Source organism: Actinomadura rubteroloni (assembly GCF_002911665.1).
GTDB lineage: Bacteria > Actinomycetota > Actinomycetes > Streptosporangiales > Streptosporangiaceae > Spirillospora > Spirillospora rubteroloni.
Genome location: NZ_MTBP01000004.1, coordinates 182,321 through 198,858 on the forward strand (window position 1 = coordinate 182,321; position 16,538 = coordinate 198,858).

14 protein-coding genes and 1 other RNA gene are annotated in these 16,538 nt (G+C 76.9%); 10 read left to right on the plus strand and 5 right to left on the minus strand.

From position 1 onward, the window contains the following. Positions 1–24 precede the first annotated feature (24 nt). From BTM25_RS25105 to BTM25_RS25120, 4 genes are read left to right on the plus strand one after another with little or no spacing between them, the layout of a single operon-like run. Positions 25–4,110: a type I polyketide synthase gene (locus tag BTM25_RS25105; RefSeq protein ID WP_103565492.1), complete on the plus strand. Its 4,086-nt coding sequence runs from the start codon at positions 25–27 to the stop codon at positions 4,108–4,110. A 34-nt stretch (positions 4,111–4,144) separates the two neighbouring features. After that, entirely contained in the window at positions 4,145–4,393 is a 249-nt protein-coding gene (locus BTM25_RS25110) for an acyl carrier protein (protein WP_103565493.1), read from the plus strand. Next, on the plus strand, positions 4,390–5,628 hold the full coding sequence (locus BTM25_RS25115; RefSeq protein WP_103565494.1) for a glycosyltransferase: 1,239 nt from the start codon (positions 4,390–4,392) through the stop codon (positions 5,626–5,628). The genes BTM25_RS25110 and BTM25_RS25115 overlap by 4 nt, the downstream gene beginning before the upstream one ends. Further along, positions 5,625–6,551, plus strand: a complete 927-nt coding sequence (locus BTM25_RS25120; protein WP_103565495.1) for a hypothetical protein — start codon at positions 5,625–5,627, stop codon at positions 6,549–6,551. The genes BTM25_RS25115 and BTM25_RS25120 overlap by 4 nt, the downstream gene beginning before the upstream one ends. Before the next feature lie 9 nt (positions 6,552–6,560). Here BTM25_RS25120 and BTM25_RS25125 read toward each other — a convergent pair whose 3' ends face one another. Beyond that, entirely contained in the window at positions 6,561–6,923 is a 363-nt protein-coding gene (locus BTM25_RS25125) for a hypothetical protein (protein WP_103565496.1), read from the minus strand. Positions 6,924–6,931: 8 nt separating this feature from the next. Then, positions 6,932–7,285: a DUF6191 domain-containing protein gene (locus BTM25_RS30750; protein WP_103565497.1), complete on the minus strand. Its 354-nt coding sequence runs from the start codon at positions 7,283–7,285 to the stop codon at positions 6,932–6,934. Positions 7,286–7,496: 211 nt separating this feature from the next. On the opposite strand from BTM25_RS30750, the gene BTM25_RS25135 reads away from it, so the two are divergent. The 6 genes from BTM25_RS25135 (at position 7,497) to BTM25_RS25160 (ending at position 11,905) form a co-directional block, all read left to right on the plus strand. Next, entirely contained in the window at positions 7,497–8,315 is an 819-nt protein-coding gene (locus BTM25_RS25135; protein ID WP_103565875.1) for a Nif3-like dinuclear metal center hexameric protein, read from the plus strand. Continuing rightward, positions 8,312–9,055, plus strand: a complete 744-nt coding sequence (locus BTM25_RS25140; protein ID WP_103565498.1) for a zinc ribbon domain-containing protein — start codon at positions 8,312–8,314, stop codon at positions 9,053–9,055. Before BTM25_RS25135 ends, BTM25_RS25140 begins: the two co-directional genes overlap by 4 nt. Next, complete coding sequence (locus BTM25_RS25145) at positions 9,052–10,149, plus strand: bifunctional RNase H/acid phosphatase (protein ID WP_103565499.1); 1,098 nt, start codon at positions 9,052–9,054, stop codon at positions 10,147–10,149. The genes BTM25_RS25140 and BTM25_RS25145 overlap by 4 nt, the downstream gene beginning before the upstream one ends. 42 nt (positions 10,150–10,191) lie before the next feature. Next, positions 10,192–10,576: RNase P RNA component class A (gene rnpB / locus BTM25_RS25150), an RNA gene on the plus strand. A gap of 55 nt (positions 10,577–10,631) precedes the next feature. Continuing rightward, the gene (locus BTM25_RS25155; RefSeq protein ID WP_103565500.1) at positions 10,632–11,054 is read left to right on the plus strand and encodes a hypothetical protein; all 423 of its coding nucleotides are present in this window, start codon (positions 10,632–10,634) and stop codon (positions 11,052–11,054) included. 152 nt (positions 11,055–11,206) lie between these two features. Further along, positions 11,207–11,905, plus strand: a complete 699-nt coding sequence (locus BTM25_RS25160; protein WP_205648264.1) for a DUF2306 domain-containing protein — start codon at positions 11,207–11,209, stop codon at positions 11,903–11,905. Here BTM25_RS25160 and BTM25_RS25165 read toward each other — a convergent pair. From BTM25_RS25165 to BTM25_RS25175, 3 genes are all read right to left on the minus strand, one after another. Next, the gene (locus BTM25_RS25165; protein ID WP_103565501.1) at positions 11,892–13,664 is read right to left on the minus strand and encodes an acetyl/propionyl/methylcrotonyl-CoA carboxylase subunit alpha; all 1,773 of its coding nucleotides are present in this window, start codon (positions 13,662–13,664) and stop codon (positions 11,892–11,894) included. The genes BTM25_RS25160 and BTM25_RS25165 overlap by 14 nt on opposite strands. Before the next feature lie 202 nt (positions 13,665–13,866). Beyond that, positions 13,867–15,411 (minus strand): acyl-CoA carboxylase subunit beta, encoded by a 1,545-nt coding sequence (locus tag BTM25_RS25170; protein ID WP_103565502.1) that lies wholly within the window; start codon positions 15,409–15,411, stop codon positions 13,867–13,869. Between the two features lie 141 nt (positions 15,412–15,552). Further along, the gene (locus BTM25_RS25175; protein WP_103565503.1) at positions 15,553–16,530 is read right to left on the minus strand and encodes a 3-oxoacyl-ACP synthase III family protein; all 978 of its coding nucleotides are present in this window, start codon (positions 16,528–16,530) and stop codon (positions 15,553–15,555) included. Positions 16,531–16,538 lie beyond the last annotated feature (8 nt).

Consider the following 16,538-nt stretch of genomic DNA (forward strand, 5'->3'; position numbering starts at 1 on the left):
CGAGGGATGGCGGAAGGGCGGCGGATGACGGGCTCCACCGGGGAAACCGCCGGCGAGATCGTCGGCATCGGCCCGTTCGGCCGGCCGGCGCCGCGCGTCGCGGTGGCGGTCGCGCGGGCGGGCGGGCTCGGCGTCCTGGACCTCGGCGCCGACCGGCAGGCCGCGCTGGCCGCGCTCGCCGAGGTCGGCCGCTGGTGGCGCGGACCGTTCGGCGTCCGCGTCCCGGCGGGCTGCGGGGTGCGGCCGGACGAGCTGCCCGCCGCCGTCCGCGCCGTCGTCCTGGACGGGACGGTCCTGTGCTCCGACGCCGCCGCCGCGTACGCCGCCGGCCGCCGCGCCCTGCTGGAGGTCACCGACCTCGGCGAGGTCGCCGCCGCGCTGCGCCTGCTGGACGGCACCGGACCGCCCGGCGGCCTCATCGCCCGCGACTCCCTGCTCCCGCGCCTGCTCGCCGGGTCGCGGCTGGCCCGCCCGGTGTACGCGGCGGGCGACCTGGACCCCGCCGGGGCGGCGCGGGCCGTGGCCGACGGCGCCGCCGGGATCGTCCTGGACCTGCAGCTCGCGCTCGCCCGGGAGACCGGGCTGCCCGCCGACGTGGCCGCCGCGCTCGCCGGGAACCCCGCCGCGTCCCCGGCCGTCCGGCACAAGACGGCGGGCGGGGTCGTCCGGGTGTTCCGCGCGGCGATCGACGCCCGCGTCCGGGGCGGCGCGGCCCGCGCCCGGCCCGCGCCGCTCGACGTCGCGGTCGTCGGCGTCGGGTGTGCGTTCCCCGGCGCCCCGGACGCGGCCCGGCACTGGGCGCACGTCGTCGCGGGGAACTGCCCGCGCCCGTCCGGGGCCTCGGGCGGGGACCCGGCGCGGCTCGCGCTGGACGTCGCGGCCCGCGCGCTCGCCGACGCCGGATACGCCGACCGTCCGTTCGACCGGGCCCGCACCGCGGTGATCGTCGGCGCGGACGGCGGTGTCGCGGCGTGGATCGCGTCCCGGCTCGGCCTCGGCGGCACCGCCTACACCGTGGACGCCGCGTGCGCGTCCCCGCTCGCCGCGCTCGACGCCGCCTGCAAGGAACTGGCCGCCGGGACGAGCGACACCGTCCTGTGCGGCGGCGCCGCGTCCTGCGACGGGGCGCGGGGCGGGCCGTTCGCCGCCGCGTGCCTGGTGCTGAAGCGCCGCGCCGACGCCGAGCGCGACGGCGACCGCGTCCTCGCGCTGGTCGCGTCCGTCGGGACGGGCGCCGACCCGCTGCCCGCCGCCGGGCTGGTCGAGGCGCACGGCGTGGAGCCGGACGCGCTCGCCGCCGTCCACGCCGCCGCCCCGCCCGGCACCGCGACGCTCGGCGCCGTCACGTCCCGGATCGGGCACACGCGGTGCGCGGCGGGCCTGGCCGGGCTGGTCAAGGCCGCGCACGCCCTGCACACCGGGATCCTGCCCGCCACGCCGCACGACGTCCCCGGCGGGGGGCCGTTCGCGACCGGCGACGCGGCCCGCCCGTGGCCCGCCGGGCCCGGCGCGCGGGTCGCGGCCGTCAGCGGCGCGGGCTTCGGCGGGACGGTCTTCCACGCCGTCCTCACCGGCTACGACGGCGCCCCCGACCCCGTGTCGGGCCTGGACGCCTGGCCCGCCGAGCTGTTCCTCGTCCGGGGCGCCGACCGGGACGCCGCCCTCGCCCGGCTCGCCGCCCTGGCCCGCCGCGACGGCGCCCGCCTGCGCGACCTCGCCCGCACCTGCGCGGCCTGGACGGGCCCGGTGCGGGCCGCGCTGGTCGCCACCGGACGCGCCGACCTGCTCGCCAAGATCGACGCGGTGCGCGCCGGCCGGCCCGCGCCCGGCGTGTTCGCCGCGACCCCGGCGCCCGGCGCCGTCGCGTTCCTGCACCCCGGCCACGACGGCGCCCCCGCGCGTCCGCCCGCCGACCTGTTCCTGGCGTTCCCGCGGCTGCGGCGGCTGCTGCGCCTCGCCGGCCCGGACGGCGTCGCCGCGCTGTTCCCGCCCGCCGGCCCGCCCCGGCGGCGGGACGCGCCCGCCCTGGTCGGCCTCGCCGTCCACCGGCTGCTCACCGAACTCGGCGTCCGGCCCGACCTCGCCGCCGGGCACGGCGGCGGCGAACTGGTCGCGCTGTGCGCCGCCGGGGTGGTCGCCGAGAGCGACCTCGTCCCGCTCGGCGCCGCCCGCGCCGCCGCGCTGCGCGACGCGGCCTGCGCCGCCGACGGCGACCCGGGCGGGATGGCCGCCGTCACCGGCGCGCCCGGCGCGGTGCGGGCCGCGCTCGCGGGCGTCCCCGGCGTCGTCGTCGCCCAGCACAACGCGCCCCGCCAGGTCGTGGTGTCCGGCCCGACGGCCGCGCTGGACCGGGCCGTCGCGGCGCTCGCCGCGCGGGGGCTGCCGGTGGAACGGCTCGCGGTCGACTGCGCGCTGCACGGGCCGTCCGTCGCGGGCGCCGCCGCCCCGCTGCGCCGCGCCCTGGCCGGACGCGACCTGCGCTCGCCCGCGTTCCCCGTCTGGTCCGGCGCGACCGCCGCCCCGCATCCCGCCGAGCCGGGCGCGCTCGCGGCGGCGCTCGCCGGGCAGGCCGCCGCGCCCGTCCGGTTCGTGGAACTGGTCGAGGCGATGTACGCGGCGGGCGCGCGGGTGTTCGTGGAGACCGGGCCGGGGGACGCCCTCACCGGCCTCGTCGCCGAGATCCTCGGGGACCGGCCGCACCGCGCGGTGGCCTGCGACGTCGCCGGGGAGCCCGGCCTGCCCCGGCTGCTGCTCGCCCTCGCCGAACTCGCCGCCGCCGGGGTGCCGGTGGACGCGTCCGCGCTGTTCGCCGGACGGGACGCCGTCGTCCTGCCCGATGTCCGGCCCGCCGAGCCCGTCCGGCACGTCGTCCGGGCCCGGGACCTGCCGCCGCTGCCCGTCCCCGAGCCCGCGCCCGGCCGGTTCGCCGGCCGCCGGTTCGTCGTGGCCGACGACGGCGGCGGCGTCGCGCTCGCCCTCGCCGACCTGCTCGAACGCCAGGGCGCCCGGGTCACCACCCCGCCCGAGGCGGGCGGCCCGTGCGACGGGCTGATCCACCTCGGCGCGCTGCGGCCCGGCGCCGCGCCCGTGCTGCCCGGCGCGTACGCGGGGATCCGCGCGGCGCTCGCCGGGGGGCCGCGCTGGGTGCTGCTGGCGTCCGGCGGGGAGGCGGGCGCCGGGCTCCAGGGCCTCGCCCGGACGCTCGCCCGCGAGTACCCGCGCGTGCTCGTCCGGTCGGTCGAGGTGGACGCCAAGGAGCGCCCGCCCGCCGCGCTCGCCGCCCTGCTGCTCGCCGAACTCCTCGACGCCGGCGGGCCCGTCGCCGTCGTCCACGCCGGCGCCGCCCGGCTCGCGCCCGAGACCGTCCCGGCCGCGCTGCCCGCCCCGCGCGGCGGCCTCGGCCTGGACGGGCGCTCGGTCGTCCTGCTCACCGGGGGAGCGCGCGGCGTCCCGGCCCGCGTCGCGCGGGCGCTGGCCGCGAGCGGCTGCCGCCTCGAACTCGCGGGCCGCGCCCCGCAGCCGCCGCCCGAGGACCCCGCGCTCGCCGCCGCCCGCGACGAGCCCGCCCTGCGCCGCGTGCTCGCCCGGCGGACGTCCGGGGACGTCGACCGGGCCGTCCGCCGCGTCCTCGCCGAACGGGAGATGCGCGCGACGCTCCGCGACCTCGGCGCGTCCGTCCGGTACCACCAGGCGGACGTGCGCGACGAGGCCGCCGTCCGCGCGCTCGTCGCCGACGTCCGCCGCCGCCACGGCCGCCTGGACGGGGTCGTCCACGCCGCCGGGCTCGCGCCGGACCGGCTCGTCCGCGACATGTCGCCGCGCCTGTTCGACCGCGTCTACCGGACCCGTGTGGACGGCGCCCGCGCCCTCGCCGCCGCCGTCCCGCGCGGCCTGCGGTTCTTCGCCGTCCTCGGCGGCGCCGGACGGGCCGACCACGCCGCCGCGCACGACGCCTGCGCCGCGCTCGTCCCGCTCTGGCGGGAGGCGCTCGGCTGCCGCGTCCTCGCCGCCGACTGGGGGCCGGGGGACGCCGACGCCGCCGTCGGCGTCCTGCTGCACGAGCTGGCGCACGGGGACGAGCCGCGCGTCGTCCTCGCCCCCGCCCCATGACCCGAACCCGTGCCCGCCGCCGAGAGGACAGCACATGACCGCGACCACCGTCGCCGAGATCACCGGCCTGCTCGCCGGGATCGCCGGCGCGGACGCCGCCCGGATCGGACCCGGCACCGCCCTGTTCGGCGACCTCGCGCTGGAGAGCGTCGAGTTCGCCGCGCTCGCCGGACGGCTGCGCGAGCGCTACGGCGCCGACCTGCTCGCCGACCTGGACATCGACGCGCTGATCGGGCTGACCGTCGGCGACGTCGCCGCGTGCGTCGACGGGGGCGCGCGATGAGGGCGCGCCGGGTCCAGGTCCCGTCCCTGGACACGCTGCTCGGCACCGCGCCCGTCCCGCCCGAGGACGACGGGCCCGAGCGCCGCCGGTTCCTGTTCGCCGTCCCGGCCGTCGCCGGGGCCGTCGCGCCCGCCCGCGCCGTCGCCGAGGAACTGGCCGCGCGCGGCCACCGCGTCGCGTGGGCCGGGCACCGCGAGCGGCTGGAACCGCTGCTGCGCGGCGGGTCACGGGTCTTCCACGCCGAGGACCCCGCCTGGACGGCCGCGCTCGACACCGCCCGCCGCGAGGGCCGCGACCTGCGCGGGCCCGCCGCGCTGCGGTTCCGGTGGGAGCGGCTGCTGATCCCGCTCGGGCACGCGATGCTGCCCGGCGTCGAGAACGCCGTCGACCGGTTCCGGCCGGACGTCGTGGTCGCCGACCAGGACGTCCTCGCCGCGCCGGTCGTCGCGCGGCGGCGCGGGCTGCCGTGGGCGACGTCGGCGTCCACCTCGGCGGAGTTCACCCGGCCGCTCGCGGCGCTGCCGCTGGTCGAGGAGTGGATCCGCGACCTGATCGGCGGGTTCCAGCTCGACAACGGCATCGAGGACCTCGTCGACCTGCGGTTCTCCGACCACCTCGCGCTCGTCTACAGCACCGCCGCGCTGTTCGGGGACGTGTCCTACTTCCCCGACCACGTCGCGTTCGTCGGCCCCGCGCTCGGCGCCCCGCCGCGCGGCGACTTCCCGCTGGACCGGCTGGACGGACGGCCCGCCGTGCTCGTCACGCTCGGCGGCGCCGACGGCCCCGGCGCCGCGCGGTTCCTCCGGGCCGCCGCCGACGCCCTGGCCGGGATGGACGTCCAGGCCGTCGTCGTCGCGACGGACGCGCTGCTGCCCGACCCGCCGCCGAACGCGCTCGTGTTCCCGCACGTCCCGCAGCGCGCGCTGCTGGAGCACATGGCGGCCGTCGTTTCGCACGGCGGCCACACCACGGTCACCGAGGCGCTCGCGCAAGGGCTCCCGCAGGTCGTCGCGCCGATCCGCGACGACCAGCCCGTCGTCGCCCGGCAGGTCGAGGCGTGCGGCGCCGGACGGTCCGTGCGGTTCGGCCGGTGCACCGCCGCCGACCTGCGCGCCGCGCTCGCCGACGTGCTCACCGACGCGTCCTACCGGACGGCCGCGGGACGCGTCCGCGCGTCGTTCCACGGGGCGGGAGGGGCCGCTGCCGCCGCCGACCGGCTGGAGAAGCTGACGTGACCGCCGCCGGCGCCGGCACGGCCGACCCGGTCCCGCCGCCGGAGGTCCGGCTGACCGCCGACCTGTTCGGCCGCGTCAACGGGAGCGCGCCGCAGACCGTCCGGCACGTGCGCGGCGGCTGCACGCTGCTCGCCGGCCCGGACGGCGCCGCGCTCGCACTCGCCCTGCCGTGGGGCGCCGTCGTCGCGGCCGGACGGTCCCGCGACGGCCGCGTCGACCTGTCCTCGGCGAACCGGCACACCGACCGCTTCACCACCGGCCCGGACCATCTGGCGGCGACGGTGGCGGCCGGGGCCGTCCCGGGGTGGGCGGTGCCCGCCGTCGCCGCGCTCACCGCGCACGCCGTGCCGCCGCCCGCCGCGCGGATCGTCCTGAACCGGGAGCTGCCCGAGGCGCTCGGCCTGGTGGACGGCGGCGCGGCGCGCTGCGCGGTGTCGCTCGCCCTCGGCGACCTGTACGGGCCGCCGGCGGGGCCGGGACGCCGTCCGCACGACCCGTCCTACACGGCGTCGCTGCGGGCGCGGGAGGCGCACGCGCTGTTCGTCGCGGGCACCGAGATCCGGCACCTGCCGTGCGACCTGGCGGCGGCCGGGCTGCGGCTGCTGATCGCCGACCTCGGCCCGGACGCGCCCGCGCCGCCCGCCGGCCCCGCGCCGCTCGGCGTCGTGGACCGGGCCGCCGCCGTGCTGCGCACCGGGAACGTCGCCGAACTCGGGCCGCTGCTCACCGAGGCGCACCTGCCGGGCTGCCGGGCCGCCGACGAGGCGCTGGCCGCGGCCCGCGCGGCGGGCGCGCTCGGCGGACGGGCGCTCGGCCGCTGCGTCGTCGCGCTGATCCCGCTGACGGCCGTCCCGGGCGCCCGCGCGCTCATCACCGAAAGTCTCGGGCGGGCGCCGCGCTTCCGGCTGGCCACGCCGTCCTAGCCGCCGTCCTCAATCACGGGGCGGGGCGCGCAGCAGCGCCGCCTCCACCAGCTCGACCGCCGCCGCCAGCGCCACCAGCCGCGCGCCCTCGGCCCGGTAGGCGTCCAGGACGGCCTCGACGCCGTGCGGCGGCACCGTCCCGCCGAGGTCCACCCGGGCCGACCGGAAGCCCTCGCGCGCCGCCGTCACCGCCGCCGCGACGTGCTGGCGCGCCATGCGCGCGAGCGCGACCGGGTAGCGGCGCAGCACCCCGTACCGCCGGTACTCCGGCGGGACGATCTCCAGCAGCCACGCCAGCGCCGTCTCCTCGAAGCCCGCGGAGCCCGGCGGGCGCACCTCGCCGGGCCAGCCGGGCGGAACGCCGGTGGCCACGGGGTCCGTCAGGAGGACGTGCCGGGGCCGCCCGGGCCGCGCTTGATGCGGATCCGGCCGGAGTCCAGGTCGTCGCGGCCCCCGCCCTCGCCCTCCTGGCGGTGGTCGTCCTGGCGGCGCACCTTCTGCGCCTCCTGCTCCTCCTGCTTCACCTTCCGGGAGCCCTCGAACGCGGAGGCGAGGTCCTCGAACATCCCGCCGCCGAACCCGGCGCCGGTCTCGCCGTCGCCCCGGATCGCGCCCATCAGCGACGACCTCCCGGTGCCCTCCGTGGGCCAGTCGACGGTCTCCTGCTCCACGGGCGCGCGCTTGACGGCCGCGCGCCCCTTGACGCGCCTGCGGCGGCGAAAAGGTGACTTCACACACACTCCAACGCGATGAGCCGGCATTTTGATCCCGCCGACCGGGCGGACGGACGGCGGAGCCGCCCCGGGCCGTGCCGCGACCTCCCGGGCCGCGCGCCGGAACGCGCTCACCTGGGAATCCGCGACGTCCCACCCTAGCCGCCGCCGGCCCCCGGCGCCGACCCCCGCGCGCTCCGCCGGGACGCCGCAGAACGGTAGCCTGCCCGTCGTGCGCCTCTCCGACGTCTTCGCGGCCCTCGACGAGCTGTACCCGCCCGCCTGGGCCGAGTCCTGGGACGCGGTCGGCCCCGTCACCGGCGACCCCGGCCAGGACGTCCGGCGCGTCCTGTTCGCCGTGGACCCGCTGGCCCCGGTCGTGGCCGAGGCGGTCGCCTGGAACGCCGACCTGATCGTCGCGCACCACCCGCTGCTGCTGCGCGGCGTCACCGGGGTGGCCGCGACGACGCCCAAGGGCCGCGCCGTCCACACCTTGATCAGCAACGGCGTGGCGCTGTTCACCGCGCACACCAACGCCGACGTCGCCGACCCCGGCGTCTCGGACGCGCTGGCCCGCGCGGTCGGGGTGACGGGGGAGCTGCGGCCGCTCGTCCCGTCCGCCGACGACCCGCGCCGGGGCCTCGGCCGCGTCGGGACGCTGCCCGAGCCGACGACGCTCGCCGCGTTCACCGCCGCCGTCGCGCGCGGCCTGCCCGCCACCGCGTGGGGCGTCCGCGCGGCGGGCGACCCCGGCCGGACGGTCGTGACCGTCGCCGTCTGCGGCGGAGCGGGCGACTCCCTGCTCGGCGCGGCCCGCGCGGCGGGCGCCGACGTCTACCTCACCGCCGACCTCCGCCACCATCCCGCGACCGAATTCGCCGAACAGGACGGCCCCGCCCTCGTGGACGCAGCACACTGGGCGACCGAGTGGCCCTGGCTGGCGGACGCCGAGCGGCGGCTCGGCGCACTGCTCGGTCCGGGCACACTGGAGACCAGGGTGTCCACGCTCGTCACCGACGCGTGGAGCCTGCACGACGAAGGAGTGAAGTGAAAGCCGCACCGGACGCGCAGAAACGCCTCATCGACCTCCAGGAGCTGGACGGCTCGCTGGACCGGCTGGCCCACCGCCGCCGCACGCTGCCGGAGCTGGCCGAGATCGAGCGGCTGGAGGCCCGCCGCACCGAACTGCGCGACGCGATCGTCGCCGCCGAGACCGAGATCGGCGACCTGGACCGCGAGCAGCGCAAGGCCGAGCAGGACGTGGACCAGGTCCGCGTCCGCGCCGAACGCGACCAGAAGCGGCTGGACTCGGGGCAGATCACGTCCGCCAAGGACCTGAGCGGCCTCCAGACCGAGATCGAGTCGCTGCACCGCCGCCAGTCCGACCTGGAGGAGGTCGTGCTGGAGATCATGGAGCGGCGGGAGGCCGCCGACGGCCGCGTCGCCGCGCTGCGCGCCGAGCGGGAGAAGGCCGAGGAGGAGCTGACCGGGCTCCAGACGCGCCGCGACGAGGCCCAGCAGAAGATCGACGCGGAGATCGAGCTGACGACGGCCGCGCGCAAGGGCGTCGCCGGGGACGTCCCGGACGACCTCCTCGCGCTCTACGTGAAGCTGCGCGGCCAGTTCGGCGGCGTCGGGGCGGCCGTGCTGCACCGGGGGTCGTGCCAGGGCTGCCGGCTCGCGCTCAACACGGTCGACCTGAACCGCATCCGCGCCGCCGCGCCGGACGAGGTGATCCGCTGCGAGGAGTGCCGCCGGATCCTCGTCCGCACCGCCGAGTCGGGCCTGTGACCGGACGGAAACTGATCGTCGAGGCCGACGGCGGGTCGCGGGGCAACCCGGGGCCCGCCGGGTACGGCTCGCTCGTCCGGGACGCCCTGACCGGCGAGGTCCTCGCCGAGCACGCCCGGTCGATCGGGCACGCCACCAACAACGTCGCCGAGTACCGGGGGCTGATCGAGGGGCTGCGGCTCGCGGCCTCGATCGACGCCGGGGCGCGCGTCGAGGTCCGGATGGACTCCAAGCTCGTCGTGGAGCAGATGTCGGGCCGCTGGAAGATCAAGCACCCGGACATGGTCCCGCTGGCGCTGGAGGCCCGGGAGATCGCCGCGTCGCTCGGGTCGGTCGCCTACGGCTGGGTGCCCCGGGCGCGCAACACGGCCGCCGACCGGCTCGCCAACGAGGCGATGGACGCCGCCGCGCGCGGCGAGGAGTGGGAGCGCTCGGCCGCCGCGCCCGCGCCCGTTCCGGCGCCGGGGTGGTCGGGCGCGACCACCACGCCGACGACGACGCTGCTGCTCCGGCACGGCGAGACGCCGCTGTCGGTGGAACGCCGCTTCGCCGGGACGGGCGACGTCCCGCTCACCGGCACCGGCCGCGCCCAGGCCCGCGCGGCCGCGCAGGCCCTCAAGACCGCGGAGATCGACGCGATCGTCTCCTCGCCGCTCGCGCGCTGCCGGGCGACGGCCGACGAGGTCGCCGCCGCGACCGGCGCGCCCGTCCGCGTCGAGCCCGGCTTCCGCGAGACCGACTTCGGCGCCTGGGAGGGCCTGACGTTCGCCGAGGTCGGCGAGCGCGACCCCGACGCGCTGCGGGCCTGGCTCGCCGACCCCGGCGTCGCGCCGCCCGGCGGGGAGAGCTTCACCCAGGCCGCGCGGCGGGTGGACACGGCGCTGGACAAGCTGATGGTTCGGCACCGGCAGCAGCGGGTGCTGGTCGTGTCGCATGTGACGCCGATCAAGCTGCTCGTCCGGCGGGCCCTCGGCGCGCCGATGGACGCGCTGTACCGGATGCACCTGGACGTGGCGTCGCTGTCGTCCGTCCAGTGGTACGCCGACGGCCCCGCGTCCCTGCGCGCCTTCAACGACACCCACCACCTCGACTGACCGGAATTCCGGCCGCGTCCACTATCCTCTGGGTACGGCGGACGAGCCGGCCGGACGGCCGCGTCGGGGAGCGATCCCCGTCGAGGAAAGTCCGGGCTCCACAGGGCAGGGTGGTCGGTAACGCCGACCCGGGGCGACCCGCGGGACAGTGCCACAGAAAGCAGACCGCCACCGGCGTGCCGGTGGTAAGGGTGAAACGGTGAGGTAAGAGCTCACCAGCGCCCACGGTGACGTGGGCGGCTCGGTAAACCCCACCCGGAGCAAGGTCAAGAAGGAGAGCGCCAGTTCTCCGCGCAGGCGTTCGAGGGCGGCCCGCCCGAGTCTGCGGGTAGACCGCTGGAGGCCGTCGGCAACGGCGGCCCGAGATGGATGGCCGTCACCCGCCGCGAGGCGGGGACAGAACCCGGCTTACAGGCCGACTCGTCCGCCGCACTCCGCCCCGCCCGGTGATTGGGGCAGGCCGGCAGGGGAATCGGGTCAGCATGGCGAAACTGACCCTGCTCCACCAGATGCCCGTGCGCCTGGCCACCGGGGCGTTCATCCTCAACTCCGGCCTGAGCAAGTCCGGCGCCGAGGAGAAGACCGCCGCCGGGATCCACGGCATGGCCGCCGGGACCTATCCGTTCCTGGCCAAGATGGACGCCCAGGAGTTCACCCGCCGGCTGTCGCAGGCCGAGATCGCGCTCGGCGCCGCGCTCGTCCTGCCGTTCGTGCCGTCCGTGGTCGCCGGCGCGGCGCTCACCGCCTTCGCGGGCGGACTCGTCGGCCTCTACCTGAAGACGCCCGGCCTGCGCCGCGAGAACAGCCTTCGCCCGACCGAGCAGGGCGTCCCGATCGCCAAGGACACCTGGCTCCTCGGCATCGGCGCCGGCCTCGTCCTGGAGAGCCTCACCCGCCGCCGCTGACCCGCGCCGCCGGGGTGTACTCCCGGGGGCTTAGGGCGGGTGCCGCCCGGTGGGGGACGCGGACGGGCGGGTCGTGCGCCGACGATAAGGCCGACCGCTCGTCCGAGCGGCGGCCCGCCTCCGCGCGCCGCCGCGCGACCCTGGGAGGACCGTTGGCGCACACCGTGGAGGGCGCGGCCCCACGCCATCCGCGCCGGCCGCCGGCGCTGCTCGTCGTGGCCGTCGTCGTCGGGACGGTCCTGGTCGTCCCCTACGCGACGCTCGACGTGGACGGCAGCCGCGTCGAGGCGCACGGCGTCCACTACGCGCTGCTGGTGACGCACATCTTCACGGCGTTCGTCGCGCTCGTCCTCGGCCCGCTCCAGTTCCTGCCCGCCGTGCGGGCGCGGCGCCGCGTCCACCGCGTCCTCGGCCGCTGCTACGTGTTCGCCGGGGTGCTGCCGTCGGCGGCGGCGGGCGTCCCGGTGGCCCTGCTGTCGGGACGGCTCCTGACGCAGATCGGCCTCACGATCCCCGCGCTGCTCTGGCCGGTGACGGCCTACCTCGCCGTCCGCGCCGCCCGCCGCGGCGACCACGCCGCGCACCGCGACTGGATGACCCGCAACTACGCCCTGACGTTCCTCGCCGTCACGTCCCGGATCCTTGTTCCGTTTCTGCTCCTCGCCCGCCTGGCGATCGCCGGCGCCCCCGCCGGGGGCCGCCAGGCCCTGGTCGACGGCACGATCCCCGTCGGCCAGGCCCTCGGCTGGCTCGTCAACCTCGCCCTCGCCGAATACCTCATCCGCCGCAGGGCCGCCCGGTCAGAGTTGGCGACGCCGACGAAGACCGTCCGCTCCGTCACGCGTCCCTGATCTCGCAGATCACCTCGCCGCCGGAGACCGTCTGGCCGACCCGGCTCGACAGGCCCGCGACAGTGCCGCTCTGGTGGGCGGTCAGGGGCTGTTCCATCTTCATCGCCTCCAGTATCACCACCGGGTCTCCGGCCTGGACGACCGCGCCGTTCTCGGCCACCAGCCTGACGATCGTGCCCTGCATGGGGGAGACCAGCGCGCCGTCCGACACGGGGACGAGGGCGCGTTTCCCGGCGGCGCTGCGGCGCGGCGGCGCGGCCGTGCCCGGGGCGGACGGGGCGGCCGGAACCGCGCCGAAACCGTCCGGCAACGTGACCTTGACGCGCCTCCCGCCGACCTCGACGACGAGCGTCCGGCGTGCGCCGGACGCGGCGTCACCGGTCACCGGCGTGCTGAAGGGCGGGATCCGGTTGTCGAACTCGGTCTCGATCCACCGGGTGTGAACGGTGAACGGCTCAGCGGGATCTTCCGGTGCGAACGCCGGATCGCGCAGCACCGCCCGATGGAACGGCAGCACGGTGGGCACGCCCTCGACCGTGAACTCGGCCAGCGCACGCCCCGCGCGTTCCACGGCCTGCCGCCGGGTTGCGCCGGTCACGATCAGCTTTGCGATCATGGAATCGAACTCCCGCGGGACGACGTGTCCTTCCCCGCACCCGGCATCGACCCGAACGCCCGGCCCGGACGGCGGAATCCAGCGGGTGACGGTTCCGGCGGCGGGCAGGAAGCCGGCCCCGGGATCCTCGACGTTGATCCGGAACTCGATCGAGTGACCCCGGATCGGAGGGTCGTCATAGCCGAGTTCCGCACCGTCCGCGATGCGGAACATCTCGCGGACCAGGTCGATGCCGGAGACCTCCTCGGTGACCGGATGCTCGACCTGGAGCCGGGTGTTGACCTCCAAGAAGGAGATCGTCCCGTCCCGGCCGACGAGGAACTCGCAGGTTCCCGCGCCCACGTATCCGGCGGCGCGCAGAATGGCCTTGGACGAGGACCGCAGCACCTCGACCTGCCGGTCGGTCAGGAACGGGGCGGGGGCCTCCTCCACCAGTTTCTGATGACGGCGCTGGAGCGAGCAGTCCCGGGTGGAGACCACCACCACGTTGCCATGGGCGTCGGCCAGGCACTGGGTCTCGACGTGCCGGGGCCGGTCCAGGTAGCGCTCGACGAAGCACTCGCCGCGGCCGAACGCGGCGGTCGCCTCGCGCACGGCCGACGCGTAACAGTCGGCGACCTCGTCCAGGGTGCGGGCGACGCGGAGTCCCCGTCCGCCGCCGCCGAACGCCGCCTTGATCGCGATCGGCAGCCCGTGCCGCGCGGCGAACGCGACGACCTCCGCCGGGTCGCCGACCGGTTCGTCGGTCCCGGCCACCAGGGGCGCGCCGACGCTGCGGGCGATGCGCCGGGCCTGCACCTTGTCGCCCAGCGCCGTGATCGCGGCGGGCGGCGGCCCGATCCAGCGGAGGCCCGCATCCTGGACGGCCCGCGCGAAGTCGGCGTTCTCGGACAGGAAGCCGTAGCCGGGATGCACCGCGTCGGCCTTCGATTCGGCGGCGACCTCCAAGATCCTGCCGATGTTGAGGTAGGTGTCGGCGGCGGTCCGGCCGCCGAGCGCGTACGCCTCGTCGGCCATCAGCACGTGCGGTGCGTGCAGGTCCGGTTCGGCGTAGACCGCGATGCTCGCCAGGCCCGCGTCGCGGCAGGCGCGGACGATCCGGACCGCGATCTCACCCCGGTTGGCGATCAGGACCCTGCGCATGATCGGCTCGTTCCCTTCCAGTCCGGAGCGTCGAAATCCGCTCTGATCGGCCGCCACGGGCCGGACGGCGCCGCGACGGTTCGCGGCTGGTTCGCCTGGAGCGCCAGGACGGAGACCAGGGCCGCGATCTCTTCGTTCCCGAGGTCTCCGTCCACGACGAGATCTCCGGACTCGGCGGGCGGGCCTTCTCTCCCCACCGTGCTCATTGCGGCTGGTTCCCGTGCTTGCGGGAGGGAATCGGCCGGTGTTTGGCGCGCAGCATCGTGAGCGCGCCGATCAGCGCGGACCGGGTGTCGGCCGGGTCGATGACGTCGTCGACCAGACCCCGTTCGGCGGCGTAGTACGGATGCATGAGCCGTTCCCGGTATTCGGCGATGCGTTCGGCCCGGGCACGTTCGGGTTCGGCGGCCGCGGCGATCTCGCGGCGGAAGATCACGCCCGCCGCCCCCTCGGCCCCCATCACGGCGACCTCGTTGGCCGGCCACGCGAACGACACGTCCGCGCCGATCGAGCGGGAGTCCATCACGATGTAGGCGCCGCCGTACGCCTTGCGCAGGATCACTTGTACGCGGGGCACGGTGGCGTTGCAGTAGGCGTAGAGGAGTTTCGCGCCGTGCCGGATGATGCCGCCGTGCTCCTGGTCCACCCCGGGGAGGAAACCGGGAACGTCCACCAGCGTGACCAGCGGGATGTTGAACGCGTCGCACATCTGCACGAAGCGCGCCCCCTTCTCCGCGGACGCGATGTCCAGTGCGCCCGCCAGCCGTCCGGGCTGGTTGGCGACGATCCCGGCGACGTGTCCGCCGAGCCGCGTCAGCGCGCACACGAGGTTCGGCGCCCAGCGCTCGTGCACCTCGAAGAACTCGCCGTCGTCCGCGATCTCGCCGATCACCCCGCGCATGTCGTACGCCTGACCGGGATCGGCGGGCACCAGGTCCAGCAGCCGGTCGGCACGCCGGTCGACAGGGTCCGCGCACGACGCCTCCGGCGGCAGCTCGCGGTTGTTGGACGGGAGGAGCGACAGGAGGTAGCGGACGTCGTCCAGGCAGGACGCCTCGTCGTCGTAGACGAACGACGCCACTCCGGAGGAGTCGGCATGGACGTCCGCGCCGCCGAGCTCGTCCATGGTGACGGTCTCGCCGGTCACCGCGCGCACCACGTCCGGCCCGGTGACGAACAGTTGCGCGATGTCGCGCACCATGAACACGAAGTCGGTGAGGGCCGGCGAGTAGGCGGCGCCGCCCGCGCACGGGCCGACGATCACGCTGATCTGCGGCAGCACGCCCGAATTGCGCACGTTCCGCTGGAAGATGCCGCCATAGCCGGCCAGGGCGGTCACCCCCTCCTGGATGCGCGCACCCGCGCCGTCGCACACGCCGACGATCGGCGCTCCGGCGGCCTCCGCGAGATCCATGAGCTTGTGGATCTTTTCGGCGTGCGCCTCACCGAGGGCCCCGCCGAAGACGCGGAAGTCGTGGGCGTAGGCGAACACGGTCCTGCCGTGGACGTGTCCCCACCCGGTGACGACTCCGTCGCCGTGGGGCCGCCGCCGTTCCAGCCCGAATCCGGTCGCGCGGTGCCGGCGCCACGGCTCGATCTCGGTGAACGTGCCGGCGTCGAACAGCAGATCGAGCCGCTCCGGCGCGGTCAGCTTGCCGCGCGCCCGCTGGGCCTCGGTCGCCCGGACGTCCGGTCCGCTCCGGACGTCCTCCCGGCGCCGCTGCAGGTCGGCGGCCAGGTCGCGCATCCGGGGTTCCGCTCGTCGCTGGAGAACCGATGGCGGGGCGGCTTCTTCGGCGATGCTCATGGTGTCCTCTCCTTCCTCGTCCCGCGGACGGCTCGGGCCGTGCGGGGCCGGTACGGCTGAACCCGTCGTTCGGTGATGCGCTCAGTACCACGTCATGACGGCGGCGGCCGCGGTCATGCCGCCGCCCACGGAGGCGAGGAGCACCTGCTCGCCGCGCTCCAGCGGACGTGTCGTGTCGCTGTGCCAGAGGGTGAGCGGTACCGACGCCGCACCCGTGTTGCCGAACCAGTCGGCGGTCAGCGGCATCTTTCCGGGGTCGATGCCCAGGTCACGGGAAAGCTCCTGGAGGAGACGCGGATTCGCCTGATGGAAGATGAAGCGGTCCACGTCCCCGACCTTCATCCCGGCGTCGTCGAGGACGTCATGGATCATGCCCGGCAGGACCTGGAAGAGGTAGTCGCGGACGGGCCGTCCCTGCATCCGGAAAAGGTGGTCCCCGACCGCGAGTCCGCTGGTGTCCAGGGGGCGGCGGGTACCACCGCCGACGACCTCCACGTAGGCGCGGTGCCGTCCGTGCGCGGCGAGCCGGGAAGCCCGCAGACCGTAGCCCTCGGGCACGTCGCCCAGCACCACCGCCCCGCCGCCGTCCCCGAACAACGACACGGTGCGCCGGTCCGTGCCGTCCACGATCGACGAGTACTTGTCGGCACCCACGATGAGGACGGGCGCACCGCCGTCCTTCACCAGCGCGGCCCCCATCACCAGGGAGTACAGGAACCCGCTGCACACCGCGTTGACGTCCCAGGCCGGGACGGGCGCGGCGGCGAGCAGGTCCTGCACGATCACCGCCGTGGACGGTTGCGGCTGGTCGGGAGTGGACGTGGCGACGATGATCGCGCCGAGATCGTCGAGCGCGGCCGGGCTCGTGCGGAGCAGGTCGCGCACCGCCGCGAGCGCCAGTTCCGACGTCGGCGTCTCCGGGGCGGCCCAGCGCCGTTCGAGGACGCCGGTGCGGGTCTCGATCCACGCGGGCGTCGTATCGGCCCAGGCCGCGATCGTGTCGTTGCCGACGACGTCCGGCGGCACGTGACCGCCCATCGCGAGGATTCCGGCAGGCATGGTTCTTC

What these genes read in the sequence shown, in the direction of transcription:
- BTM25_RS25105 (WP_103565492.1), top strand. Translation starts at nt 25, where the DNA reads ATGACGGGCTCCACCGGGGAAACCGCCGGCGAGATCGTCGGCATCGGC.
- BTM25_RS25110 (WP_103565493.1), top strand. Translation starts at nt 4,145, where the DNA reads ATGACCGCGACCACCGTCGCCGAGATCACCGGCCTGCTCGCCGGGATC.
- BTM25_RS25115 (WP_103565494.1), top strand. Translation starts at nt 4,390, where the DNA reads ATGAGGGCGCGCCGGGTCCAGGTCCCGTCCCTGGACACGCTGCTCGGC.
- BTM25_RS25155 (WP_103565500.1), top strand. Translation starts at nt 10,632, where the DNA reads ATGGCGAAACTGACCCTGCTCCACCAGATGCCCGTGCGCCTGGCCACC.
- BTM25_RS25165 (WP_103565501.1), bottom strand. Translation starts at nt 13,664, where the DNA reads ATGCGCAGGGTCCTGATCGCCAACCGGGGTGAGATCGCGGTCCGGATC.
- BTM25_RS25170 (WP_103565502.1), bottom strand. Translation starts at nt 15,411, where the DNA reads ATGCGCGACCTGGCCGCCGACCTGCAGCGGCGCCGGGAGGACGTCCGG.
- BTM25_RS25175 (WP_103565503.1), bottom strand. Translation starts at nt 16,530, where the DNA reads ATGCCTGCCGGAATCCTCGCGATGGGCGGTCACGTGCCGCCGGACGTC.